This is a genomic window from Mycobacterium conspicuum, assembly GCF_010730195.1.
Taxonomy (GTDB): Bacteria; Actinomycetota; Actinomycetes; order Mycobacteriales; family Mycobacteriaceae; genus Mycobacterium; species Mycobacterium conspicuum.
Genome location: NZ_AP022613.1, coordinates 1,534,454 through 1,559,355, shown reverse-complemented (window position 1 = coordinate 1,559,355; position 24,902 = coordinate 1,534,454). Strand labels below are relative to the sequence as shown.

General features: G+C 68.8%; 22 protein-coding genes. 5 read left to right on the top strand and 17 right to left on the bottom strand.

Translation table 11 applies throughout. The features are described from left to right. The first annotated feature begins 100 nt into the window (after positions 1-100). On the top strand, positions 101-1,729 hold the full coding sequence (locus G6N66_RS07510) for a PE family protein (protein ID WP_163645793.1): 1,629 nt from the start codon (positions 101-103) through the stop codon (positions 1,727-1,729). On the opposite strand, the gene mutM is transcribed toward G6N66_RS07510, so the two are convergent. From mutM to sepIVA, 4 genes are read right to left on the bottom strand one after another with little or no spacing between them, the layout of a single operon-like run. Continuing rightward, a complete protein-coding gene (gene mutM, locus G6N66_RS07505) occupies positions 1,726-2,586 on the bottom strand; it encodes a DNA-formamidopyrimidine glycosylase (protein ID WP_085232155.1) in 861 nt (286 codons plus the stop codon). The genes G6N66_RS07510 and mutM overlap by 4 nt on opposite strands. Next, entirely contained in the window at positions 2,587-3,294 is a 708-nt protein-coding gene (rnc, locus tag G6N66_RS07500; RefSeq protein WP_085232156.1) for a ribonuclease III, read from the bottom strand. Beyond that, complete coding sequence (locus G6N66_RS07495; RefSeq protein ID WP_179968259.1) at positions 3,291-3,902, bottom strand: YceD family protein; 612 nt, start codon at positions 3,900-3,902, stop codon at positions 3,291-3,293. Before G6N66_RS07495 ends, rnc begins: the two co-directional genes overlap by 4 nt. A 41-nt stretch (positions 3,903-3,943) precedes the next feature. After that, positions 3,944-4,681, bottom strand: coding sequence for a cell division protein SepIVA (gene sepIVA / locus G6N66_RS07490; RefSeq protein ID WP_085232409.1), 738 nt, complete (start codon positions 4,679-4,681; stop codon positions 3,944-3,946). A gap of 224 nt (positions 4,682-4,905) precedes the next feature. On the opposite strand from sepIVA, the gene G6N66_RS07485 reads away from it, so the two are divergent. Both G6N66_RS07485 and purU read left to right on the top strand, forming a co-directional pair. After that, positions 4,906-6,090, top strand: a complete 1,185-nt coding sequence (locus G6N66_RS07485; RefSeq protein WP_085232410.1) for a permease — start codon at positions 4,906-4,908, stop codon at positions 6,088-6,090. Between the two features lie 80 nt (positions 6,091-6,170). Beyond that, entirely contained in the window at positions 6,171-7,082 is a 912-nt protein-coding gene (gene purU, locus G6N66_RS07480) for a formyltetrahydrofolate deformylase (protein WP_085232157.1), read from the top strand. A gap of 117 nt (positions 7,083-7,199) precedes the next feature. Here purU and G6N66_RS07475 read toward each other — a convergent pair whose 3' ends face one another. From G6N66_RS07475 to G6N66_RS07445, 7 genes are read right to left on the bottom strand one after another with little or no spacing between them, the layout of a single operon-like run. Continuing rightward, positions 7,200-7,430, bottom strand: coding sequence for a nuclear transport factor 2-like protein (locus tag G6N66_RS07475; RefSeq protein WP_085232158.1), 231 nt, complete (start codon positions 7,428-7,430; stop codon positions 7,200-7,202). Continuing rightward, positions 7,427-7,909 carry a pantetheine-phosphate adenylyltransferase gene (gene coaD / locus G6N66_RS07470; RefSeq protein WP_085232159.1) on the bottom strand — a complete coding sequence of 161 codons (483 nt, stop codon included), beginning with the start codon at positions 7,907-7,909 and terminating at the stop codon, positions 7,427-7,429. Before coaD ends, G6N66_RS07475 begins: the two co-directional genes overlap by 4 nt. 24 nt (positions 7,910-7,933) lie before the next feature. After that, positions 7,934-8,482, bottom strand: a complete 549-nt coding sequence (gene rsmD / locus G6N66_RS07465) for a 16S rRNA (guanine(966)-N(2))-methyltransferase RsmD (protein WP_085232411.1) — start codon at positions 8,480-8,482, stop codon at positions 7,934-7,936. Next, on the bottom strand, positions 8,479-11,862 hold the full coding sequence (locus G6N66_RS07460) for a pyruvate carboxylase (protein WP_085232160.1): 3,384 nt from the start codon (positions 11,860-11,862) through the stop codon (positions 8,479-8,481). Before G6N66_RS07460 ends, rsmD begins: the two co-directional genes overlap by 4 nt. Positions 11,863-11,887: 25 nt before the next feature. Continuing rightward, the gene (locus G6N66_RS07455; protein ID WP_085232161.1) at positions 11,888-12,469 is read right to left on the bottom strand and encodes a vitamin K epoxide reductase family protein; all 582 of its coding nucleotides are present in this window, start codon (positions 12,467-12,469) and stop codon (positions 11,888-11,890) included. Beyond that, positions 12,469-13,230: a DsbA family protein gene (locus G6N66_RS07450; RefSeq protein ID WP_085232162.1), complete on the bottom strand. Its 762-nt coding sequence runs from the start codon at positions 13,228-13,230 to the stop codon at positions 12,469-12,471. The genes G6N66_RS07455 and G6N66_RS07450 overlap by 1 nt, the downstream gene beginning before the upstream one ends. Positions 13,231-13,255: 25 nt before the next feature. After that, complete coding sequence (locus G6N66_RS07445) at positions 13,256-14,386, bottom strand: alpha/beta hydrolase (RefSeq protein ID WP_085232163.1); 1,131 nt, start codon at positions 14,384-14,386, stop codon at positions 13,256-13,258. A gap of 205 nt (positions 14,387-14,591) precedes the next feature. Here G6N66_RS07445 and G6N66_RS07440 point away from each other — a divergent pair, with 205 nt between their 5' ends. Continuing rightward, entirely contained in the window at positions 14,592-15,434 is an 843-nt protein-coding gene (locus G6N66_RS07440; protein WP_179968258.1) for an aldo/keto reductase, read from the top strand. 1 nt (position 15,435) lies between these two features. Here G6N66_RS07440 and G6N66_RS07435 read toward each other — a convergent pair whose 3' ends face one another. The 4 genes from G6N66_RS07435 to G6N66_RS29325 all read right to left on the bottom strand — a co-directional run bounded on the left by G6N66_RS07435 (position 15,436) and on the right by G6N66_RS29325 (position 20,977). Further along, a complete protein-coding gene (locus tag G6N66_RS07435) occupies positions 15,436-16,149 on the bottom strand; it encodes an HNH endonuclease family protein (RefSeq protein WP_085232164.1) in 714 nt (237 codons plus the stop codon). Beyond that, positions 16,146-18,353: an ATP-dependent DNA helicase RecG gene (gene recG, locus G6N66_RS07430; RefSeq protein WP_085232165.1), complete on the bottom strand. Its 2,208-nt coding sequence runs from the start codon at positions 18,351-18,353 to the stop codon at positions 16,146-16,148. The genes G6N66_RS07435 and recG overlap by 4 nt, the downstream gene beginning before the upstream one ends. A 2-nt stretch (positions 18,354-18,355) precedes the next feature. Then, on the bottom strand, positions 18,356-20,014 hold the full coding sequence (locus G6N66_RS07425; RefSeq protein ID WP_085232166.1) for a DAK2 domain-containing protein: 1,659 nt from the start codon (positions 20,012-20,014) through the stop codon (positions 18,356-18,358). A gap of 453 nt (positions 20,015-20,467) precedes the next feature. Further along, a complete protein-coding gene (locus tag G6N66_RS29325) occupies positions 20,468-20,977 on the bottom strand; it encodes a hypothetical protein (protein WP_232079228.1) in 510 nt (169 codons plus the stop codon). A gap of 578 nt (positions 20,978-21,555) precedes the next feature. On the opposite strand from G6N66_RS29325, the gene rpmB reads away from it, so the two are divergent. Then, on the top strand, positions 21,556-21,750 hold the full coding sequence (rpmB, locus tag G6N66_RS07415; RefSeq protein ID WP_085232168.1) for a 50S ribosomal protein L28: 195 nt from the start codon (positions 21,556-21,558) through the stop codon (positions 21,748-21,750). Here the strand turns inward: rpmB and G6N66_RS07410 are convergent. Together G6N66_RS07410 and G6N66_RS07405 are read right to left on the bottom strand one after the other, a co-directional pair. After that, positions 21,737-24,520: an MMPL/RND family transporter gene (locus G6N66_RS07410; RefSeq protein ID WP_085232169.1), complete on the bottom strand. Its 2,784-nt coding sequence runs from the start codon at positions 24,518-24,520 to the stop codon at positions 21,737-21,739. The genes rpmB and G6N66_RS07410 overlap by 14 nt on opposite strands. Then, the gene (locus G6N66_RS07405) at positions 24,513-24,890 is read right to left on the bottom strand and encodes a hypothetical protein (RefSeq protein WP_085232170.1); all 378 of its coding nucleotides are present in this window, start codon (positions 24,888-24,890) and stop codon (positions 24,513-24,515) included. The genes G6N66_RS07410 and G6N66_RS07405 overlap by 8 nt, the downstream gene beginning before the upstream one ends. Between the last annotated feature and the right edge of the window lie 12 nt (positions 24,891-24,902).

The window sequence follows — 24,902 nt, the reverse complement described above, 5'->3', positions numbered from 1 at the left end:
AGGGCGCCGCAACATCAGGGAAAGTCGGCTGGTTTGCTGACGATCGCGATAGGGTTTGCTCCTTGACCGAGGCTCGGGGGCGATCCAGGGAGGGAATCAAATGTCGTTTCTCATTGCGGCGCCGGAGATCGTGGCCGCAGCCGCCACGGACGTAGCCAGGATTGGCTCGACGATCACCGAGGCCAACGCCTCGGCAGCGGTTCCGACGGCCGGAGTGCTGGCGGCGGGCGCCGACGAGGTGTCGGCGGCCATCGCGTCGCTGTTCAGCGGCCACGCGCAGGCGTACCAGGCGCTGAGCGCGAGGGCGGCGGCGTTTCACCAGCAATTCGTGCAGCTGCTGAACGGCGGCGCGGCCTCCTACGCGCAGACCGAAGCGGCCAACGCCGAGCAGGCCCTGCTCAACGCGGTGAATGAGCCGACGATGGCGCTCGTGGGGCGCCCGCTGATCGGCAACGGCGCCAACGGCGCCCCGGGCACCGGCGAAAACGGCGGCGACGGCGGCATCCTGTTCGGCAACGGCGGCGCCGGCGGCTCCGGCGGCGACGCCCACCCCAACGGCGGCAACGGCGGCAACGGCGGGCTGTTCGGCAGCGGCGGCGCCGGCGGCGCCGGCGCATCCAGCAACACGAACGGCGGGAACGGCGGTAACGGCGGCAACGGCGGGCTGTTCGGCGCCGGTGGCGCCGGCGGTGCCGGCGGTCTGGGTGGCACGAACGGCGGCCACGGCGGCAACGGGGGCGCCGCCGGCTGGTTCGCTCCCGGCGGCCCGGTCGGGGGCGCCACCGGCGGTGCGGGCGGTGACGGCGGCTGGGGCGCCGTCAACGGCGGCGACGGCGGTAACGGCGGCGCCGGCGGGCGCGTCGGCTCCGGCAACGGCGGCATCGGCGGCGCCGGCGGCGTCGGCTTCAACGACACCGGCGGCAACGGTGGCACCGGCGGGTCGGCGTCCACCGGGATCGGCAGTCTGTTTTCCAACGGCGGCATCGGCGGCGCCGGCGGCGTCGGCGGGTTCGGCGGGCAGGTCGGGGGCGACGGCGGGACCGGCGGGGGCGGCGGAATGTTCGGGTTCGGCGGCACCGGCGGCGCCGGCGGCGAGGGCAAGGTCGGCGGCAGCGGCGGGGCGGGCGGCAGCGGCGGATCGCTGGGCGGCTCGGGCGGCATCGGCGGACTCGGCGGCACCGGCCTGGAGGGCGACGGCGGCCGCGGCGGGAACGGCGGCAGCCCCGGCCTGGTCACGGGCAACGGCGGTGCGGGCGGCAATGGCGGCGCCGCCGCCAACACTGCCGTCGGCGTGGGCGGCGACGGCGGCGACGGCGGTAACGCCCGGACCGGCATCCTGGGCTCCGGCGGGGCCGGCGGCGCCGGCGGCGCGGCCATTTTCGGCGATGGCGGAAACGGCGGAGCGGGGGGCGACGGCGGAAGGCTGGGCGGCACCGGCGGGGCCGGCGGCGCCGGCGGAATGAGCGATGCCGGGTACGGCGGCGAGGGCGGCCAAGGCGGCAACGGCGGTGACCTTTCCGGCTCGGGCGGCTCCGGCGGCGCGGGTGGCGCCAGCTTCTTCCTCGGTGGCGGCGACGGTGGGGACGGCGGCAACGCCAGCTTCTTCGGCAACGGTGGCGGCGGCGGCAACGCCGGCATCGGTGACTCCGGCATGCAGAACGGCGGCCCGGGCGCCGGCGGCACCGGCGGCAAGATCGCCGGCAAGGACGGCGCCGACGGGAAGAGCTAACCCCGCGGCCGGATCCTGGGCGCCGGCTGGCACCTCGGGCAGTAGAACGACGAGCGGTTCATGAACTTTTCCCGGCGCATCACCGCGCCGCAGCGCCGGCAGGGTTCACCCTCGCGGCCGTAGGCGTCCAGCGAGCGGTCGAAGTAGCCGGACTCGCCGTTGACGTTGACGTACAGCGAATCGAACGAGGTGCCGCCCTGGGCCAGCGCCTCGCGCATCACCTCGGCGGCGGCCGCAAGCACGGCGGTCAGCTGCTTGCGCGTCAGCGTGGCCGCGACCCGCGCGCCGTTCACCTTGGCCCGCCACAGCGCCTCGTCGGCGTAGATGTTGCCGATCCCCGACACCACGGTCTGATCCAGCAGCTGACGCTTGATCTCAGAGTGCTTGCGCCGCAACACTTTTACCACCGCGTCGGCGTCGAAGAGCGGGTCGAGCGGGTCGCGCGCCAGGTGGGCGACGGGCACCGGCACCACGCTGCCGTCCACGCTCACCAGGTCGGCCAGCAGCCACCCGCCGAAGGTCCGCTGATCGGCGAAGCTGAGCACGGTGCCGTCGTCGAGCAGCGCGGAGATTCGGACGTGGTCGGCGCGCGGGACCGTCCCCAGCAGCATCTGTCCGCTCATCCCGAGGTGCACCACCAACGCGGCATCACCATCCAGCAGCAACCACAGGTACTTGCCGCGACGGTCGGTCCCGGTGATCCGCGCGCCGAGCAGCCGGGCCGTCAGGTCGGCGGGCCCCGCCTCATGGCGGCGCACCGCGCGGGGATGATGCACCCGCACCGCCGTCATCGTCTTGCCCACCACATGGGCCTGCAAGCCGCGGCGCACCACCTCGACTTCGGGTAGTTCGGGCATCTAGGCGGACGTTTTCCCCGCGCTGTCGAGCGCATTCCAGGCCGTCGAGGCGGCCTTCTGCTCGGCCTCTTTCTTGGTGCGGCCCACACCGGATCCGTATTCGGTGTCCATCACGATCACGACCGCGGTGAATTCCTTGTCGTGGTCCGGACCGGTGGAGGTGACAACGTAGGACGGCGGGCCGAGGCCCCGCGCCGCGGTCAGCTCCTGCAGGCTGGTCTTCCAGTCCAGCCCCGCGCCCATCGTGGCCGCGGCATCCAGCAGCGGGCCGAACAGCCGCAGGATCACCTCGCGGGCCACCTCCATGCCGTGATGCAGGTAGATCGCGCCCAGCAGCGACTCCATCCCGTCGGCCAGGATGCTGGACTTGTCGGCTCCCCCGCTGGTCTCTTCGCCGCGCCCCAACAGCATGTGCACGCCGAGCCCCCCGAGTGAAAGATTCCGGGCGACATCGGCCAGCGCGTTGGTGTTGACCACGCTGGCGCGCAGTTTCGCCAGCTCCCCTTCCGAGCGGTCGGCGTGGCGGTGGAAGAGCTCGTCCGTGATGGTCAGGCCCAGGACGGCGTCGCCGAGGAACTCGAGCCGCTCGTTGGTCGGTAGCCCGCCGTGTTCGTAGGCGTAGCTGCGATGGGTCAACGCCAGCTCGAGCAGTTCATCGGGCAATCCGACGCCGAGCGCGTCGAGCAGCTCCTGTCGTGGTGGGTTCACGGTTCACCCCGCGGGGTGTCGGCGTCGGCGAGCATGTCGGCCAGTTTTGCCCATCGCGGGTCGATGCGGTCGTGGTGATGGTCGGGCTGTCCGGCCAGCTGGACACCGCACTCCGGGCACAGGCCGGGACAATCCGGCTGGCAGACCGGCGAAAACGGCAGGTCGAGCCCGACGGCGTCGATGATGGACTGCTCGAGGTCGATGGTGTTGTCGACCACGTGCCCGACCTCGCCTTCCTCCGTGGTCGCCTCGGTGGTGCTCTCCGGATAGGCGAACAGCTCGGTCAGGGAGACCTCGACGCGGCCCCGCATCGGGGTCAGGCAACGCGCGCATTCGCCGGTGGTGGGCGCGGTGACCGTCCCCGTCACCAGGATGCCTTCCGACACCGACTGCACCCGCAGGTCCAGCTCCAACGGCGCGTCCGGCTCGATCGCGATCAGCTCGGCGCCGATGCGCGACGGGCTGGGCACGGTGTCACGCAGGGTCACCATCGCGCCGGGACGTCGCCCGAGCCGCGTGATATCGACGACCATCGGCCCGGTCGGATGGGTGGGACCCGAACCTGGCCGCCGATGCCGCTGCGCCGTGTCGCTGTGCTGCCGGGCCATAGGACAAATCCTACGGCGTTGGGGTTGCTGGGGCCGGTGGGTTAACGCACCGCGTAGTCGTGCGTGCCGGCCGCCGTGCGCAGCTGATGACGGCCGCGGTTGACGGACCGAAGTGTGCCGTTGAGGAACTCCTCGAACTCGGCGAGCTTGTTGTCGACGTAGATGTCGCATTCGCCGCGCAACCGGTCGGCCTCGGCGTGCGCCGAGTCGATCAGCCGGGTGGATTCCAGCGTGGCCGCCTGCACCACCTCGTTGTCCGACACCAGGCGCTGCTGCTCCTTGATGCCCTCTTGCACGGCCTTTTCGTAGGAGATGTTGCCGTTTTCGATCAACCGGTCGGCCTCGGACTTGGCGCGGCTGACGGTGGCCTCGTACTCGCGCTTGGCGGCGGTCCCGATGCGCATCGCCTCCTCGCGCGCCTCCCCGACCATCCGCTCGCTGTGCTGGCGCGCCTCGCTGACCATGCGATCTGCCTGCGATTTCGCGTCGGACAGGATCCGGTCGGCCTCGGCGCGCGCGTGGTTCACCATCGATTCCGCCTCGGTGGTCGCCGAGGACACCATGGATTCGGCGTGCGTCTTGGCCTCGTGCAGCATCGAGTCGCGCGCGTCGAGCACGTCCTGGGCGTCGTCCAGCTCGCCGGGGATCGCGTCCTTGATGTCGTCGACCAGTTCCAGCACGTCACCGCGGGGCACCACGCAGCCCGCCGTCATCGGCACGCCACGGGCTTCTTCCACGATGGCGCTCAATTCGTCCAGCGCTTCAAAGACTCGGTACACGGCCATACCTTCCTGAGGTCCAGCAAATCCTGTTGTTACCAGTGTGCCTGTTGTTGCGGCTGTGACTAGGGTGGCGAGGCCGGTGTGTCGGCCCCTTTTTTGACCCGTTTTCCCTAGTCCCGCGGGCGACTGGATGCGTCCCAGCGTATCGCCGCCAGCGAACCTGCGCCGCTGGTGAGGCGTTTTGCGCGCCCGCAAAATACCCCAGTAGGGTAATCGGCGTGATCAGCAAAGCACTCGCAGCCGTCGGCCACGCGTTGGCGCTAGCTGGATCGATGACCTGGGAAATCCTGTGGGCGCTGATCCTGGGTTTCGCGCTGTCGGCGGTGGTGCAGGCCGTGGTGCGCCGCTCGACGATCGTGTCGGTGCTGGGCGACGACCGCCCGCGCACCCTGGCGGTCGCGGCCGGTCTGGGGGCGGCGTCGTCGTCGTGCTCGTACGCGGCCGTCGCCCTGGCCCGATCCCTGTTCCGCAAGGGCGCCAATTTCACCGCCGCCATGGCCTTCGAGATCGGTTCCACCAACCTGGTGGTGGAACTGGGCATCATTTTGGCCCTGCTGATGGGCTGGCAGTTCACCGCCGCGGAATTCGTCGGCGGGCCGCTGATGATCGTGATCCTGGCCGTCTTGTTCCGGCTGTTCGTGCGTTCCCGACTCATCGACGCCGCCCGGGAGCAGGCCGAGCGCGGAATCGCCGGATCGATGGAAGGCCATGCCGCGATGGACATGTCCATCGGTGGCGAAGGCTCGTTTTGGCAGCGGCTGTTTTCCCCTCGGGGGTTAACGTCGGTGTCGCACGTGTTCGTGATGGAGTGGTCGGCGATCCTGCGCGACCTCATCGTGGGCCTGCTGATCGCCGGCGCCATCGCGGCGTGGGTGCCCCAAACGTTTTGGCAGGACTTCTTTTTGGCCAACCATCCGGGCTGGGCGGTCATCTGGGGACCGATCGTCGGGCCCGTCGTGGCGATCGTGTCCTTCGTCTGCTCGATCGGCAATGTCCCACTGGCCGCCGTGCTGTGGAACGGGGGCATCAGCTTCGGCGGCGTTGTCGCGTTCATCTTCGCCGACCTGTTGATCATTCCGATCTTGAACATCTACCGGAAGTACTACGGCACCAAGATGATGCTGACGCTGCTCGGCACCTTCTACGCGGCCATGGTGGTCGCCGGCTATCTCGTCGAATTGATTTTCGGCACAGCCCATTTCATCCCGACGCAGCGTGCCGCCACGGTCATGGAAGCCACGATCTCGTGGAACTACACCACCTGGCTCAACATCGCCTTCCTCGCCGTCGCGGCGGTGCTCGTCATCCGCTTCATCACCTCCGGTGGTCTGCCCATGCTGCGCATGATGGGCGGTTCGCCCGACGCGCCGCATGACCATCACGATGACGGCGGGCACTGCCACTGAGGTTGCGCGCGGCGGGCGGTATCCTGGCCCGGAAATTCGGTAATCCCAAAACCTGACGAGCTGGGGGGCCACGATCCGCGGTGCCGACACCGACAGAGCCTGACAATTACCCGCAGCCGCCCGCCGGTCCGCCGCTGCCCGCCGACATCGGCCGGCTGCTGCTTCGTTGCCACGACCGCCCGGGGCTCATCGCCGCGGTGAGCACCTTTTTGACTCAGGCCGGCGCCAACATCATTTCCCTGGACCAGCACTCCACCGCGCCGGAAGATGGAACATTTCTGCAGCGGGCGATCTTTCACCTGCCCGGGCTGACCGCCGCGATCGACGGGCTGAAGGAGGAGTTCGCCAGCACCCTGGCCGGCAAGTACGCCATCGACTACCGCTTCACCGAGGCCGACAAGCCCAAGCGGGTCGCGATCATGGCCTCCAAGGAAGACCACTGCCTGCTAGATCTGTTGTGGCGCAACCGCCGTGGCGACCTTCAGATGTCGATTGCCATGGTGATCGCCAACCACCCCGACCTGGCCGAGCGGGTTCGGCCGTTCGGTGTGCCGTTCATTCACATCCCCGCCACCCGCGACACCCGCGCCGAGGCCGAAGAGCGTCAACTCCAGTTGCTCAGGGGCAACGTCGATTTGGTGGTGCTGGCCCGCTACATGCAAATTTTGACTCCGACGTTTCTCGACGGAGTCGGCTGCCCGGTGATCAACATCCACCATTCGTTCCTGCCGGCGTTCGTCGGCGCGTCCCCCTACAAGCGGGCGCGGGAACGGGGCGTCAAGCTGGTCGGCGCAACCGCCCACTACGCGACCGAGGTGCTCGACGAGGGGCCGATCATCGAACAGGACGTCGTCCGTGTCGATCACACCCACACCGTCGACGACTTGATCCGCGTCGGCGCGGACGTCGAACGCGCGGTCCTGTCGCGCGCGGTGCTCTGGCACTGCCAGGACCGGGTGATCGTGCACGACAACCAGACGGTCGTGTTCTGACACGCCTGCAAGCGATGACTGTGAACCTACGGCGTTGAAAGTGAACGCAGGGCGGGATTTTGGCGATATGGCCGCCCTGGATGCACACTCAACGCTGTTGTAACAGCGTGGTGAACGTCAGCGGGAGGCGCCGGCGTCTTCCGCGTGCAGGAACTGAATGGCCTCGCCCGGCGTCAGCTTCAGGCCTTCGTTCATCTTGGCGTAGAGCTCGAAAAACCCTGCCGCACCGTGATATTCGCCGCTGAACGGCATCCCACCCGCTTCGTGCACGACGAAGTCGGGGTGCAGTAGCGCGCCGGCGGCGTCATATCTTTCCTCGGAACTCGCCGACGACGGCCTGCGGATCACTGGCCATGGGCCAGCTTTTCGCGCAGACGGCGATTCACCGGCTCGGGCAGCAGCTCCGACACGTCCCCGCCGAGCATGGCGACCTCTTTGGCCAACGACGACGACACGAAGGAATACTTCGGCGTCGTCGCGACGAAGAAGGTGTCGACGCCGGCGACATGCTTGTTCATCTGCGCCATCTGCAGCTCGTATTCGAAGTCGGTGCCGGTGCGCAGGCCCTTGACGATGGCGGTCATGCCGCGCGCCCGCACGAAATCGACCACCAGACCCTGCCCGGACTCCACCCGCAGGTTGGGCAGGTGTGTCGTCGACTCCTCGATCATCGCGATTCGCTCGTCGAGATCGAACAGGCCCTTCTTGGCGGGGTTGACCAGAATCGCGACCACCACCTCGTCGAACTGCGCCGCCGCGCGTTCGAAGACGTCGACGTGGCCCAACGTCACGGGGTCGAAGGACCCCGGGCACACCGCGCCGCTCATGAAGCATGACGGTAGCAGTGCGCCTCAGAGCCGTTCGGCAAGCTCCAGACGGGTGTCGCCGTACACCCGCGGCTGCCAGGGCTCCCAGCCAGCCGGCCAGGTCAGCGGCATCCCGGCCGCCGGCCGCTCGATCACGGCGACGGTCCCGTCGTGCGTCCAGCCGGCCAAAGCCGCCAGCACGGCCTCGATCTCACCGTTGTCGACGTCATACGGCGGGTCGGCCAGCACGAGGTCGACCGGCGAGGGCGCCCCCGCGGCCAGCACGGCCGCCACCGCGCCGCGGCGCAGCGTCGCCCCGGGCAGACCCAGCGATTCGATGTTGCGCGCGATGACGGCCGCGCTGCGCTGATCGGACTCCACGAACAGCGCCGAGGCGGCCCCGCGCGACAGCGCCTCCAGCCCCAGCGCGCCGGAGCCGGCATAGAGGTCCAGGACGGCCAGGCCTGTCAGGTCGCGGCGCGCGGTGACGATGTTGAACAGCGACTCCCGCACCCGGTCGGTGGTGGGTCTGGTCCCGCGCGCCGGGACCGCGATGCGCCGGCCCCCGGCCACGCCCCCAATAATGCGCGTCAGCTCAGCACCACCAGCAGGTCCCCGCCCTCGACCTGCGCGGTGTCGGACACCGCGACCCGCTCCACCGCACCGTCTTTGGGGGCCGTGATCGGGGCCTCCATCTTCATGGCCTCGATGGTGGCGATGGTTTCGCCGGCGCTCACCCGGTCGCCGACGGAGACGCCCACGGTGATGACCCCGGCGAACGGTGCGGCGACGTGTCCGGGGTTGCCGCGGTCGGCCTTCTCGGCCGCCGGCACCTCGCTGGCGATGCTGCGGTCGCGCACCAGAATCGGCCGCAGCTGGCCGTTCATGATGCACATCACCGTGCGCATGCCGCGCTCGTCCGGTTCGGAGATGGCCTCGAGCCCGATCAGCAATTCGACCCCGCGCTCGAGTTGCACGCGGTGTTCCTCGCCCTGGCGCAGGCCGTAGAAGAACTGGTTGGCCGACAATTGCGAGGTGTCGCCGTAGGTTTCCCGGTGCGCTTCGAATTCCTTTGTCGGAGCAGGGAATAGCAGCCGGTTCAGGGTGGCCTGGCGCTTGGGCCCGGCCAGCGACAGCAGCACCTCGTCGTCGGCCGTCAGTTGCGGGGCGGGCTTGGCCGGCGCGCGGCCGGCCAGCGCCGCGGTGCGCAGGGGTTCGGGCCATCCGCCCGCGGGCTCGCCGAGTTCCCCACGCAGGAAACCGAGCACCGATTCCGGGATGTCGAATCGCGCTGGCTCGGCGGCGAATTCGTCGGCGCTCACCCCCGCACCCACCAGCGCCAGCGCCAGGTCGCCGACCACCTTCGACGACGGAGTCACCTTGATCAGCCGCCCCAGCACCCGGTCGGCGCCCGCGTAGGCCTCTTCGACCTCCTCGAACCGGTCCCCCAGCCCCAGCGCGATCGCCTGCTGGCGCAGGTTGGACAGTTGCCCGCCGGGGATCTCGTGGTGATAGACCCGACCCGTCGGGCCGGGCAGCCCGGATTCGAAGGGCGCGTACACCTTTCGCATCGCCTCCCAATAGGGCTCGAGTTCGCACACCGCCGACAGCGACAGCCCGGTGTCGTAGGCGGTGTGGGCGGCGGCGGCGACGATCGAGCTCAGCGCGGGCTGGCTGGTGGTTCCGGCCATCGGCGCGGCGGCCCCGTCGACGGCGTCGGCCCCGGCCTGCCAGGCGGCGATGTAGCTGGCCAACTGGCCGCCGGGGGTGTCGTGGGTGTGCACATGCACCGGCAGATCAAAGCGGCTGCGCAGCGCGCCAACCAGTTGGGTCGCCGCCGCGGGGCGCAGCAGGCCGGCCATGTCCTTGATGGCCAGCACGTGCGCGCCGGCGTCCACGATCCGCTCGGCCAGCTTCAGGTAGTAGTCCAGCGTGTAGAGCTGCTCGCCCGGGTCGGACAGATCGCCGGTGTAGCACATCGCGACTTCTGCTATCGCGGTACCGGTTTCGCGCACGGCGTCGATGGCCGGGCGCATCGACTCGAGGTTGTTGAGCGCGTCGAAGATTCGGAAGATGTCGATGCCGGTGGCGGTAGCCTCCTCGATGAACGCGGACGTGACCAGCTCCGGGTAGGGCGTGTAGCCGACGGTGTTGCGGCCCCGCAACAGCATCTGCAGGCAGATGTTGGGCATCAGCTCACGCAGCGTGGCCAACCGCTCCCACGGGTCCTCTTTGAGGAAGCGCAGCGCCACGTCGTACGTCGCGCCGCCCCAGCACTCCACCGACAGCAGCTGCGGCACCGTCCGCGCGAGATAGGGTGCCACCCGGGCCAATCCGCTGGTACGCACGCGGGTGGCCAGCAACGACTGATGGGCGTCGCGGAATGTGGTGTCGGTGACGCCCACCGCCGGTGATTCGCGCAGCCAGCGCGCGAAACCCTCCGGCCCCAACTCAACTAGCCGTTGCTTGGACCCAGCCGGCGGCGGAGCCTCCAGATCGATGTCGGGCAGCTTGTCCTGCGGGTAGACCGTCGACGGCCGGGCGCCGTGCGGCTGGTTGACCGTGACGTCGGCGAGGTAGTCCAGGATCTTGGTGCCGCGGTCGGCCGAGGCGCGGGCGGTCAGCAGCTGCGGGCGCTCGTCGATGAACGACGTGGTGACCCGGCCGGCCTGGAAATCGGGATCGTCCAGAACCGCTTGCAGGAACGGGATATTCGTCGACACCCCGCGGATGCGGAACTCCGCGATGCCGCGGCGGGCCCGGGCCACCGCGGTCGGCAAGTCGCGGCCCCGGCAGGTCAGCTTCACCAGCATCGAGTCGAAGTGCGCGCCGATCTCGGCGCCGAGATTGGTGCTGCCGTCCAGCCGGATGCCCGCCCCGCCGGGGACGCGGTAGGCGCTGATCCGCCCGGTGTCGGGGCGGAAACCGTTGGCCGGATCCTCGGTGGTGATCCGGCATTGCAGGGCCGCGCCGTGCGGCCGGATCGTCTCCTGCCGCAGACCCAGCTCATCCAACGTCTGCCCCGAGGCGATGCGCAACTGGCTGGAGACCAGATCGACGTCGGTGATTTCCTCGGTTACGGTGTGCTCCACCTGAATCCGCGGGTTCATCTCGATGAAGACGTACTCGCCGTTCTCGTCGAGCAGGAATTCGACGGTGCCCGCGCAGCTGTACCCGATGTGCCGGGCGAACACGACCGCGTCGGCGCACATCTTTTCGCGCAGCTCGGGATCCAGCGCCGGCGCGGGCGCCAATTCGATGACCTTCTGGTGGCGCCGCTGCACGCTGCAGTCCCGCTCGTAGAGGTGGATCACGTTGCCGGCGGTGTCGGCCAGGATCTGCACCTCGATGTGGCGCGGCCGTAGCACCGCCTGTTCGAGGTACACCGTCGCGTCGCCGAACGCCGACTCGGCTTCGCGGCTGGCGGCTTCGATCGCCTCGGGCAGCGCGGCGGCGTCGTTGACCCGGCGCATGCCGCGGCCCCCGCCGCCGGCAACGGCCTTGACGAACAACGGAAACCGCATGTCCGAAGCGGCCGCCACCAGCTCGTCGACCGACGCCGACGGCGCCGACGACGCCAGCACCGGCAGCCCGGCTTCGCGGGCGGCCGCGATCGCGCGGGCCTTATTTCCAGTCAGCTCAAGCACTTCGGCGCCGGGCCCGACGAACGTGATACCCGCCGCCGCGCACGCCGCCGCCAGGTCCGGGTTCTCCGACAAGAACCCGTAGCCCGGGTAGATGGCATCGGCGCCCGCACTGCCGGCAGTCTCGACGATGTCGTCCACGGACAGGTACGCCCGAACCGGGTGGCCCACCTCGCCGATCTGATACGACTCGTCGGCCTTCAGCCGATGCTGCGAATTGCGGTCCTCGTAGGCGTAGATGGCGACGGTTCCGATGCCGAGTTCGTAGGCGGCGCGGAAGGCGCGGATCGCGATCTCACCGCGATTGGCAACCAGCACTTTGGAAATCACGGGCAGCCTCCTAGCGCCGCTGGTGTCACCAGAGCGTCGACCAATAGTCCCAGAACCTCACCATGATCAACAGGATCACCGCGGTGAACCACAGTGTGACGATGGACCACCGCCATTGGTATCCCACCCGCGCCAGGGCGCCGCCGCGGTCCACCGCCGGCCGAAACACGATGGACGCCAACACCACGAGTAGCGGGATGGTGATCGCCCACACCACCATGCAGTAGGGGCACAGCGCGCCGATGCGGTACAGGCTCTGAAAGATCAGCCAGTGCACCAGCACCGCACCGACCAGCGTTCCGACCGATAGCCCGATCCAATACCACTGCGGCAGAGTCACTTTCGCGACCGCCAGCACGCCGGTCACCAGCACCACGGTGAAGCCGATGATGCCGAGCAGCGGGTTGGGAAAGCCCAACAGTGACGCCTGCGGCGTCGCCATCACCGAGCCGCAGGACACGATCGGGTTGATGTTGCAGGACGGCACGTAGTTGGGGTTGAGCAGCAGTTTGAACTTGTCGATGGTCAGCGCCATCGACGCGACCAGGCCGGCAACCCCCGCGATCAGCACCCACAACGCGCTGGGCCCCGATACGCGTTCGGTCATCAGGCCGCGGGCGCGACGGGGTTGTCAATGCCGGGAACGTCACCCACGATCTGCTTGACGGCCGCGACCAGCGCGTCGGGCGTCGTCGGCTCGTAGTCGTTCCCGTTGATCTTGATCGTCGGGGTCGCGTTGATCTTGGCGGCCGCGGCCGCCCCCTTGACCTTGTCGAGATACTTGCCGCTGTTGATGCAGTCCGGGACCTTGCCCACCACCCCGGCTTCGCGCGCGAGTTCGATCAGTTTCGCGTTGTCGGGGAAGTTCGGTCCGCGCTCGTCGGGCTGAATGCCCTTGCTGTACAACGCCGTATGGAAACGGCGGTACGCATCGATGGACTCGTCGGCGACGCACATCGACGCCGCGCCCGCCCGCGAGGAATAGTTCTGGTTCCGCGGGCTGTCCAGAATGGACACCATCGAGTAATCCGCCGCGATGGCGCCGGTGTCGATGAGCTTGGACACCGTCGACCCGTACTTCCGCTCGAAGTCGCCGCACGCCGGACACAGGAAGTCCTCGTAGAAGGACACCACCACCTTGGGGTTGGTGCTGCCGGGCTGGGTGATCAGCTTGCCCGACGTCACCCGCACCGCGTCGCCGGAGCCCCCGGCGACGGGCGCCGGCTTCTTGTGCGCCATCACATACCAGACGATGCCAACCAAGAGCAGCACGACCACCGCGGTGGCGGCGATCGGGATGAGCCGGCTGGAGCTACGGCCGGCGGACGTCACGTCGATGCGCGGGGGGCGTTTGGGTTTGTCGGCCACGGGTTAGAGAGTACCGGCGCCGCGCCTACGCCCGGCTGAGGTGAGCCCGCAAAGCCGAAATCAGCTCGGCGGTCGCGGTGGCGATGCCGCCCCCGAGCGGAAACAGATTGGCGAAGCCGTGGGTCAGCGAACCCAGGGCACGCAGGTCGACCGGGGTCCCGGCGGCCCGCAACGCCGCGGCGTAGCTCTCGCCTTCGTCGCGCAGCGGGTCGAAACCCGCGACCGCGATGAGCGCCGGCGCCAGCCCGGACAGCGACTCGGCTCGCGCCGGCGACACCCGGGGATCGGTCTTGTCGAGGCCGGACCCCCTCAAATATTGCGACTCGAAGAAATCCATGTCCCGTTTGGTCAGCAGGAACCCGCTGGCGAACAGGCCCAGCGACCGCGTCTGCGCGGTGAAGTCGGTACGCGGATAGAGCAGCCACTGCAGGATGGGGGCGGGCCCACCCGCGTCGCGCGCCAACTGGCACACCACCGCCGCCAGGTTGCCGCCGGCGCTGTCCCCGCCGACCGCGACCCGTCCGGGTCTCGCGCCGAGCTCGGCGCCGTGTTCGTACGCCCACTCAAACGCCGCATAGGCATCCTCGATCGCGGCGGGCGCCGGGTGCTCGGGAGCCAGCCGATAGTCGATCGACAGCACCTGAATGCCGGCGTCGCGACAGGTCAACCGGCACAGCGCGTCATAGGTGTCCAGATCGCCGAGCGACCAGCCGCCGCCGTGGTAGAAGACCAGCAGGTCCGTCGCTTGGTCGGTGTCGGGGCCGGTGGCCGGGCGGTAGTGGCGCGCCGGGATCTCACCGGCGGGGCCGGGCAGCGCGAGGTCGTCGACGGTGACGTGAATCTGCGGCCCCGGCATGCCGACGACCATTTCCCGCATCTGGGCCCGGGACACGGCCACATCGTCGTCGATGGCCAGGCCGTCGATGCCGACGGCGTGCAAACCCGACAGCATCAGCTGCAGCGTCGGGTCGAGCGTGTTGCCGTCGATGATCACCGCACGCCCGCCCGACAGCACCCGCGCGGCGCCGGGCGGCACCCACGGGATCACCTTGACCCCGACGCTGGTGACCACACCTTGCAAACGGCTGGTCAACCGCGTGGGTGCGCCCTTCGCGCCAAGAGTGAGAACCGGCGCCCCTGGCGGACCCTTGGTCATGCGCTGCTCCCTTAAAAACTCCCCCGCGCGCGCCCTTCAGGCGCGCCGCGACCAACTCTACGTGCTGAGCGGGCCGGGCGAATACCTCGAAAATTGGGGCCAACACCCGCACGTGCGTGCGCCACCTGGCATGTTCCGCTCGGTACTATCGTGATTTCACGACCTCACGAGTCCCATCGAATTTTTTCTCAGGCAGGTGAACCTAGTGGCCGGCCAATCGGGCGCCAACATTCCATCAATAGCTCTCAATGACGAGAACACGATGCCGGTCCTTGGCGTCGGGGTCGGCGAATTGTCCGAGGACGAGGCCGAACGCGCCGTGTCGGCCGCGCTGGAAATGGGCTGCCGGCTGATCGACACCGCCGCGTCCTATGGCAACGAGGCCGCCGTCGGGCGGGCGATCGCGGCCTCGGGCATTCCGCGCGCCGAGTTGTTCGTCACCACCAAGCTGGCCATCGCCGACCAGGGTCTGTCCAACGCCGTGGCCGCCTGCGGCGCCAGCATGGAGCGCCTCGGCCTGGACTACCTCGACCTGTACCTGGTGCACTGGCCGGCCGCGTCGCTCGGCAAGTACGTCGACTCCTGGGGCGGGCTGATCCAACTCCGCGGCGACGGCCAGGTCCGTTCGATCGGCGTGGCCAACTTCACCGACGAGCATCTCGAGATGGTTATCGACCTCAGCTTCGTCACACCGGCGGTCAACCAGATCGAGCTGCACCCGCTGCTCAACCAGGACGCGATGCGTAAGGCCAACGCCCAGCACAACGTCGTCACGCAGTCCTACACCCCGCTGGCCCTGGGCCGGCTGATGGACCACCCGACGGTGACGTCCGTCGCCGGCCAATACGGCAAGACGCCGGCGCAGGTGCTGCTGCGGTGGAACCTGCAGTTGGGTAACGCGGCGGTGTTCCGTTCGGCCAACGCCGAGCACATCGCCAGCAATCTGGACATTTTCGATTTCGAATTGGCCGCCGAGCACATGGACGCGATCAACGCGCTCGACGACGGCACCCGGCTGCGCGAGGACCCGGAGACGTACGTCGGTTAGTTCACCCCGTCGGGCAGGTGCCGGCGGCCTGACGCAACACGTTCGACGACTCCTGATCCACCGGCAGCGCGTAACCGCGCACTACCGTGATGAACTGCATGGCGTATTGGCACGCGAACGCCGTGTTCGGCGGCATCCACCGTCCCGGCGGCAGATCGCCCTTGTCCTGATTAGCCTGGCCCTGCACGGCCAGCAGGTTCGCCGGGTCGTTGGCGAAGCGCACCCGCTCGGCATCCGGCCAGCCCGACGCGCCCATGTCCCAGGCGTAGGCCAGCGGAACGATGTGGTCGATCTGCACCGATTCGCCCACCTTGGCGCCGCGCTGAAACGCGATGGTGGTGTTGGTGTACGGGTCGTGCAGGGTGCCGGTGGCCACCGCGTCCGGGCACCGCTTGATCGAGACGTAGGTCTTGTCGACGAGATCGCGGTTGAGGATGTCGTCGCGGGTGTCGCACCCGTTGTGCCCGAGCGGGGCGTCGTTGTCGTCGGTCCAGGCGTCGCCGAACGCCGTCCGGTGGTAGTCGTAGCGGTGCACCCGCATCGGCACCACGCCGACCCCGGCGAGCACGTCGGTACCCGGAGCGACGGTGGGGACGTCGGCGCGCGCAGCGACCTCGCCGGCATGCCTGGCCGTCGACGATCCCCACGTCTGATAGGCCACCAGCACCGCGAGCAACGCGGTCGCGGACAACCACAGCAGGACTTTGCGGTTCACGATTTGTCCATGTACTCGATGCGGTCGGTGTCGGTGAATCGTGCTGCCAGCGCGGTCAATCCGGGGTGCGGGCTGGTCTCCTGGTAGGCACTTGCGCAGAAGTCGCGAGCGGCTTCGATCAGGGCCAGATGGTCGGCCAGCGACAGCAGGCGCAACGTGATCGCCCGGCCGGATTGGTTGCGGCCCAACACATCTCCTTCCTTGCGTTCCTTGAGGTCCAGGTCGGCGAGCGCGAACCCGTCCATGGTGTCGGCGACCGCGGACAGTCGCCGGCCGCCCGCCGACCCCGGCCCGACCCAGCTGGCCAGCAGGCACAGGCTGGGGTGCTCGCCGCGACCGATGCGACCGCGCAGCTGGTGCAGCTGGCTGATGCCGAACCGTTCGGCATCCATCACCAACATCACGGTGGCGTTGGGGACGTCGACGCCGACCTCAATGACGGTGGTGCACACCAGGACATCGATGTCGCCCGCACGGAAACCCGCCATCACGGCGTCCTTCTCGTCGGCGGACAGCCGCCCGTGCATGAGTCCGAGCCTCAGGTTGGCCAGCTCACCGGATCGCAGTCGGGCATAAAGGCCCACGGCGGTTTCCGACGGTCGCGCGCCTTCCTTCTCCGGCTCGTCGCTCTCGTCGATGCGGGGCGTCACCACGTAGGCCTGCCGCCCGGCGGCGACCTCCTCGATGATGCGCTGCCAGGCCCGGTCCAGCCACGCGGGCTTGTCGCGGATGAAAATCGTCCTGCTGGTGATCGGCTGGCGTCCACGCGGAAGTTCGCGCAGCGTCAGGGTTTCCAGGTCGCCGTAGACCGTGAGCGCCACCGTGCGCGGTATTGGCGTGGCCGTCATCACCAGCAGATGCGGGGTGATTCCCGCACGGGCCTTGGCCCGCAATCGATCTCGCTGCTCCACCCCGAAGCGGTGTTGCTCGTCGACCACCACCATGCCCAGGTTGTGGAATTCCACCGCGTCCTGCAGTAGGGCGTGGGTGCCGACGACGATGTCCACCTGGCCCGCGGCGATCTCGGCCCGCAGCTGCTTCTTCTGGGCTGCCGTCATCGAGCCGCTGAGCAGCGCCACGCGGGCGGCATTGTCCGCCCCGCCCAACTGGCCGCCCATGGCCAACGGACCCAGGACGTCGGAGATCGACCGAACATGTTGTGCGGCAAGGACTTCCGTTGGTGCCAACAGTGCGCATTGGTAGTCCGCGTCGACCAGCTGCAGCATCGCCAGCACCGCGACGATCGTCTTGCCCGACCCGACCTCACCCTGCAGCAGCCGGTTCAACGGCCGCGTCGACGCGAGGCCGTCGCTCAGCACGTCGAGCACCTCGCGCTGGCCCGCGGTCAGTTCAAATGGCAAGCGCCGCAACAGTTCTGCCGCCAAGCCGTCCGGCCTCGGCGGCGCCGGCGGCCCGGACTCGGACAGCTCGCTGTGCCGGCGCGCCAGCAGCGCCCACTGCAGGCCGACCGCCTCGTCGAACGTCAACCGCTCGCGGGCCCGTCGGCGTAGCTGTTCGTCCTCGGAGAGATGGATGGCGCGCAACGCTTCGTCTTCGGAGATAAAGCCATGCGCGGCAACCAGTTCCGCCGGCAGCGGGTCCTCAACTGGATCGAGCATGTCGAGCACTTGGCGCACGCAGGAGAAGATGTCCCAGCTTTGCAACCTGGCACTGGCCGGATAGATCGGAAAGAAGCTGTACTCGAAGTCTTCGATCGCCAGCTCGCCGCCCCGGGTGTTTTCGGAGGTCTTGGCGAGGTTTTTCAGGCTGTTGGAGCCACGGGCCCTTCCGTCGAGGATGAGGAACGCCGGGTGTGTCAGCTGCATGGTGTTCTTGTAGAAGCCGATCTCCCCGGACAGCATCACCCGCGTGCCCTTTTTGAGGTCCCTGCTGATGTAGTGCGCGTTGAAGAAGGTGGCCGTCACCGCGCCGCGCCCGGAGCCGACGGTGATGCGGAAGATCTTCTTCCTCGGGTTCTTCTTCGTCGTGATCATCGCCGCGGAGGTGATGGTGTCGACGATGGTGATGTGCTGGCCGGGCTCCGGCTGCTCATCTTCGGGGCCGATCACCGTCGTGCCCACGGTGTAGGTGCGGGGGTAGTGGCGCAGCAGGTCGTCGACGGTGCGGATGCCGAACACCTCGTCAAGTCGCTCGGCGGCGTCGCCGCCCACCAGGTAGTCCAACCGGTCGGTGAGTGTCGCCATCGCTACTCGACCCCGATCAACAGCGCGTCGCCGCGATGGCCGGTGCGGTAGATCATCAGCTCGGTGCCCGGATGGTGGTCGTGCACATGGGCTTCCAGGACGTCGCCCACCGCGGTGGCGTGGGGGTCCTGCTCTGCACCGGCGCCCACCAGCACCGTGACCAGGTCGCCGCCCGAGGCAAGCAGCAGATCGAGCAGGCCGATCGCCGCGGCGGCCACGTCGGCGGCCACGATCAGCACCTCGTCGCCCGCGATGCCCAGGCCGTCGCCGGGCCGGCACTGGCCCGCGAAGGTCAACGCGCTCTCGGTGGCGATGCGCACCGATCCGTACCGGGCGGCGCCGGCGGCGCGGGCCATGGTGTAGCCGTCGTCGACGGCCTGGCGGCCCGGTTCGTGCACGGCCAGCGCCGCGAGCCCCTGCACCATCGATCCCGTCGGTATCGGCACCACGTCGATGCCCCAGCCGATCGCGGCGGTGCAGCCGGCCACCAGCTCCTCGGCGGGCACGTAGCCGTTGGGCAGCACCATGACCTGCGCCGCCCCCGTGTCCACCACGGCCCGCACCAGCTGATGCGCGGTGATGCCCGACGCATCGGGTTGCAGCACGCTGGCGCCCTCCCCGGCGAACAAGTCGGCGGCACCGGCGCCGTCGACGACGGCCAGCACCGCGCGTTCCCGTGTCCAGCCGCCCGCCGGCAGCCCGGCGGCGCCCGAGGTCAGCGCGGAGATCACGATCCGGCTCAACCGCCCGGCCGCCAGCCCCGCTTCGACGGCCGCACCGGCGTCGTCGGTGTGGACGTGCACCGAATAGCCGCGGGTCGCCTCGGCTGCTTCTGCAATGGCCACCGATTCGCCCAACTCGCCGAGCCGATCCCGCAGGGTGTCGGCCGCTTGGGCGTCGCACCCGTCCAGCAGGTACATCACCTCGAATTGCGGTGCGCGGCGTTCGGCGGCCGCTGCCTGGGGGTCGGCCGCCTCGGCACGCGGCGACGGCTCGTACACCGTGCGAACGGGCGCCTGACCGGTGACCGTCGAGCGCAGCGCGTCCAGCAGGACCAGCAGGCCCCGCCCGCCGGCGTCCACCGCGCCGGCGTCGGCGAGGACGTCCAGCTGCTCCGGCGTCTTTTCCAGCGCCACGACGGCAGCGTCGCCCGCGGCGGCGACCGCCGCGCCCAAGCCGTCCCGGGCGCATTGCCCAACGGCGTCGGCGGCGGCGCGCAGCACCGAGACGATGGTGCCCGGGACCTCGTCGCCCATCGAGGTGATGACCAAAGCGACCCCCCGGCGCAGAGCGGCCCCGAGCAGGTAGGCGTCGACCTCGCGCAGTTCCCCGCCGGCATCGGCGGCCGCGCCCGCGGTGACGTCGGCGATGCCCCGCAGGATTTGGGACAGGATCACCCCGGAGTTGCCGCGCGCGCCGTTGAGCGCACCGGCGGACAAGGCGGCCGCGACCCGGGCGGCGCACCCGGAACCCGCCTCGGCATTCGCCTCGGCCAGGGCCGAACGCATGGTGAACAACATGTTGGCGCCCGTGTCGGAATCGGCGACGGGGAAGACGTTGAGGCGGTTGATCTCGTCGATGTGAGTGATCAGATCGCTGACGGAGGCGTGCGCCCAGTCGCGCAGGGCCGAGGCGTCCAGCACACGATCTGACGTGCCCACTCCTGCCCACCTCCTCCGCGCGCCAGGCCCCCGGCGGGCGCCAGCGTAGCTTGGCGACGCGGGTGCAGTGAGTGCCCCTGAAGAACAACACGGCCAGCGAGGCCGGACCGGCCCATTGAGCCTAGCCAGCGGGGGCGACACTGCCGTTCGTGAACTGGCCGCCAACCGTAATCGGTGCAATTTTATGTCGGCGGACGCGCGTTGCCGGTAACTCGTTTGGGTGCAACGCTCGGCGAAAGGGCAGCATGGTGCCGGAGGATCACCGGCTCGTCCTAGACAACACGGCGAACCAGCTCATCGCATACCGACAGTTCTGCAGGGCGCGCCGGCGCTCGCTTCGGTACTGTCGTCGCGCGCCATTCCGGAGGCAAGGACGAGACCGAGTTTGTCTCGACGTCACGAATGAGACCGCCCCAAGCGATCACGGGCCCGATCTACAAATGTGAACGTGGATTAGGGCAAGTCTTCTCCAAAAGTTGGCGGATGCCGCGTTTCGTCGGTTGCTGCACCGTGCATCATTTCTTTCCGCACAGCGACGGCATACTCGTTGAGGATCGCGGCCGCGTCAACCATTGCGAGCACCTTCCGGAGCAGATTCGGCTTTGGCTCCTTGACCGCGATGCGCTCAACGTTGGACAACGTTTCGTCGCCGCTCATTTCGCCAGCGGCTTCGTCGAGGGCGGTTAGCATCTGGAGTCGCTTGCGGACTGGGTCGTTGATAGCGATTAGCTGACGGAGATGCTCTCGGGCGACGGTCGACACCGGCAGTTCACGCTGCTCAGCGATGGCTTCTAGTGCCGCCATTTCGTCTGGGTTGAGGCGCACCTGCAGCACCTTGCTGCGCGGGTTGCCCTTCGTCACTTTGACGTGCTTGGGGATGGGCCGCCCAGTTTGATCCGCTTCACCAGCTTCCGCTTCCTGACGGATTTCGGCCAGGATGTTATTCAGTTCCTTCTTGCTCATCTGGCCCTCCTTGTCTGTAGTAGCGGCGATCGCGGCTGTTGGATTTCCATGCGCTGGCGCCGTAGACCAAACCCGCCTGTTTGTAGGTGATAACGGTCACCGGGTCTCCTGCCTGCGACGAGTAGCCAATGGTGCGATCGCTGAGGCCTGATCGGCTGTTGTAGTCCGGGCTGAAGATGACGGCCTCCGGGTCTTCGAGCGCTTCGTCCGCCGCGTCGGTGGTGAGTTTGTGCTCGGCCCAGATGTGATAGGCCGCTTCCTCGGTCCAATCGCACCCACCGGCGCGAGTGTATTACAAATGTAATACAAGATCAACGGGACGCCGGGACTTGACCGACGACTCCTGGACTAGAGCGACGCCTTAGCTCAGGTACCAAAGCCGGCCACGTCCAGCGCCTATCGCGTTTCCATCGAATGCCAACAAAACCGTCTAGGCCGGTTGGCCACCCGACGATACGCTCCCACCGACCGCAAACCACCCCTTCAGTCGCCGTTTTGGTGGTTGCCCAGGGCAGTCGGTATTCTGGGCTGCCGAGCTGCGAGTTGCCGGCTTCCCGAACCATTGAGGAGTTTGAATCATGGCCGCTGTGTGCGATATCTGCGGGAAAGGCCCCGGCTTCGGTAAGTCGGTGTCGCACTCCCACCGCCGCACCAGCCGCCGGTGGAACCCGAACGTCCAGACCGTGCACGTCGTGACCCGCCCCGGCGGCAACAAAAAGCGGCTGAACGTCTGCGCGTCCTGCATCAAGGCCGGCAAGGTCACCCGCGGCTAGCAGCGCGGACCATTCGGGCCGGCCACCAGAACCACCGGCCCAGTAACGCCACGACGGACGGTGTGATCAGCGCCCGCACGACGAGGGTGTCCAGCAACAATCCGACCGCGATGGTGCTGCCGATCTGCGCGATGCTCAGCACGCTGCTGCCCAGCAGGGCCAGCATGGTGATCCCGAAGACGATGCCGGCGGTGGTGACGACGCCGCCGGTGCCGCCGAACGCCCGGATGATTCCGGTTTTGATGCCGGCGCCCGCCGCCTCCTGCTTGATCCGCAACGCCAGCAGCAGGTTGTAGTCGGCGCCGACCGCGATCAGCGCGATGAACGCGATGGGCGCGACGGCCCAGTGCAAATCGTGCCCAAGCAGGTCCTGCCACACCAGCACACTCATGCCGAGCGCCGACGCGTACGAAGCGACGACGGTGCCCACCACCACCAGACCGGCGACCGGACTGCGCAGCATCGCGGTGACGATCACGAAGATCAGGGCCAGCGCCGCGCCCACCAACAAGGCGGTGTCGCGGGCGACGAACCGCTGCAGGTCCGCGGTCGCCGGTCCGACACCGGCCAGGCCGACACTCGTCGGGTGCAGGGTGCCCTCCTTGGTGGCTTCCCTGATCGCGGTGCGCACCTGCTCGGTACGGCGGGCGCCGTCACCGCCCCACTCCTCGCCGTCGCCGTACACCAGCAGATAGGTGGCGCGCCCATCCGCCGAGACCAGGTGGCGCAGCACGGCGGTGTAGCGCGGATCGCTCAACGCCCGCTCGGGCAGGTAGAAACCGGACGCGGCGCTGCCCCGAAACTGCGTGTCGATCTCTGCCAGGTAGTCGGTCAGCTGGCGCATCCGTGGCCCGATCGTCTGACTCAGCCCCAGCAGATCGTGGGTCGCCGAACGCGCTTGCGCCAGTGCGTCGTTCATCTGTGTCACGGCCTGCGGCAGTCCGGCCATCGCTCGCGCGGCCGTGGTCGACCCGCCGGTGAGCTTCGCCGCACCATCGCCGAGGGACGTCGCGGTCTGCGCCAAACTGTCCACAGGCTGCAGAACGCGATTGACGGTGGAGCACAACGGGTTTGCCGCACAGTCCGGGGTTCGGACCACGAAATCCCGCAGCGGGTCAAGGTAACCGGACACGGTCGTGACGGTGCGCTGTACGCCGTCCAATCCGGAGCGCATATCTTGTGCGGCCGACGACATGTCACGAAGCCCGGCCGCGCCGCCGCGCAATCCGCCGCCGAGGCTGTCCACCGCCGATTGCGTGCGCGCCAACGCGTCGTCCAGCTCGGAAATGCGGCCGAGCCGCTGCGTTAGCGCATCGATCGCTTCCCCGAATTGACGGCCGAGCACGCCGGCCTGATAGCTCAACGTCGCCTGGTCGGGCACCCTGCCGTCGGGACGGCTGGCGGACTGCACCGTCCGAACGCCGGGTATGGCCATGATCTGGCGAGTGATCCGCTCGATGGCGATCAGCCCGGCCGGTGTGCGCAGGTCACGGTCGGCCTCGACGGTGACGACGTCGGGCAGCAGCGCATTGGCCGCGAAGTGCCGGCCGGCATCCGCATAGCCGCGACTGGAGTCGGCGGTCGACGGCGTGGCGGCGGGTTCGTTCCACCCCACCCGCATGCCCGCTAGCGGCAGCGCGGCCAGCGCGATCAGCGCGCCCGCGGTGATCAGGATCGGGCCGGGCCAACGCGCCACCACCGCTCCGATGCGGCGCCAGCGCGGCGCGGTCGACGACGGTCGCGGCTCGAGGAAGCCCCGGCGAACGGCCACGCTCATCAGCGCCGGCGTCAGCGTCAGCGCCGCCGCCATCACGACGAGAATCGCTACGGCGCACGGTATTCCGGTGCTGCGGAACATCCCTACCTCGGCGAAGCCCAGAGCCGCCAGCGCGGAGGCGATGGTCAGCGCCGAACCGATCACCACCGGCGCGACCGCGCGGTATGCGTCGGTGAGCGCTCGCGCGGGCGTGACACCGCGACGCCGGCCCTCGTGGTAGCGGCCGATGAAAAAGATGGTGTAGTCGGTGCCCGCCCCCAGCGTCAGGGCCGCCATCAACGCCACCGAGAACAACGACACCTCGACGAGGCCCGACATCCCCAGCGCCGCAACAACTGACCGGGCCACGGCCAGCGCCAAACCCACCGACGCCAAAGGGATCGCCGCCGCGATCGGCGACCGGTACACCACCAACAGCAACAGCAGGATGAGACCCACGGTGGCGGCGGTGATCGAAAGCATCTGCCGATCGATCGCGGCGAATTCGTCGACGATGGTGGCGCCGGGACCGGTCACGCGAACCTGCAGGCCCGCCGGAGGCGACAGCCGCTGCACTGTGTTGCGCACGAACTCAACCGAATCCCGCGCCGCCGAGGTGCCCAGCATCCCGGCGAGCCGGACCATCACGCTGACGGCCTTGCCGTCGTCGCTCTGGGCGCCGGCCGCCGTCGCGGGCTGCGACCACAGATCCGTCACCGCATACACCCGACTCGGCTCGGAGCCCAGCGCCGCCGTCAAGGTGTCGTAAAACTGTCGGTCACGCGAAGTGAGCGGCTGATTTCGTTCCAGCACAACGTAAATGAAGTTATTGCTGGGCGTCTGATCGAAGAGGCGGGCGGCGGCCGTCGCCGCGATAGAGCTCGGCGCGGCCGCGGGCATGAAGGACCGAGAATGCGAGTCGACGACCCGCTCCAGTTGCGGCACTGCCAGATTGCCGACGGCCGCCGCCAGCACCCACAGGCCGACGATCAGCAGGGCGGCGCGTTCACGCAACGGTCAGCCGGCTGCCGGTTGATCCGAAGAATTCCATCGCCCGGTGCTCACCGCGCGACAGGGACCGCACCCGCAGCGATCGCCGGGCCGCGGCCTGCACCAGCGCGTGCAGCCCGGGCTGCGCGGCCACCAGGTCCGCCCTGGCCCGATCGGCCGGAATCTCGTCGTGCGCGGCCTGATCCAGCTTGGCGACCAACATCGTCATCCAGCGCTGCCGCAGCGAGAGCAGCAGTCCCTCCTCATCGCCGAAGAGCCGAGCCACCTCGGATGCCCTGTCGGCCAAGTCAAGTGCCGCCTCGGGGTCGGTTTCAGCGGCTCGAATCACCTCGGCCATGAAGGCCATTCGGTCGTGCAGCAGTGTCCATGTCATGACCAAAACGCT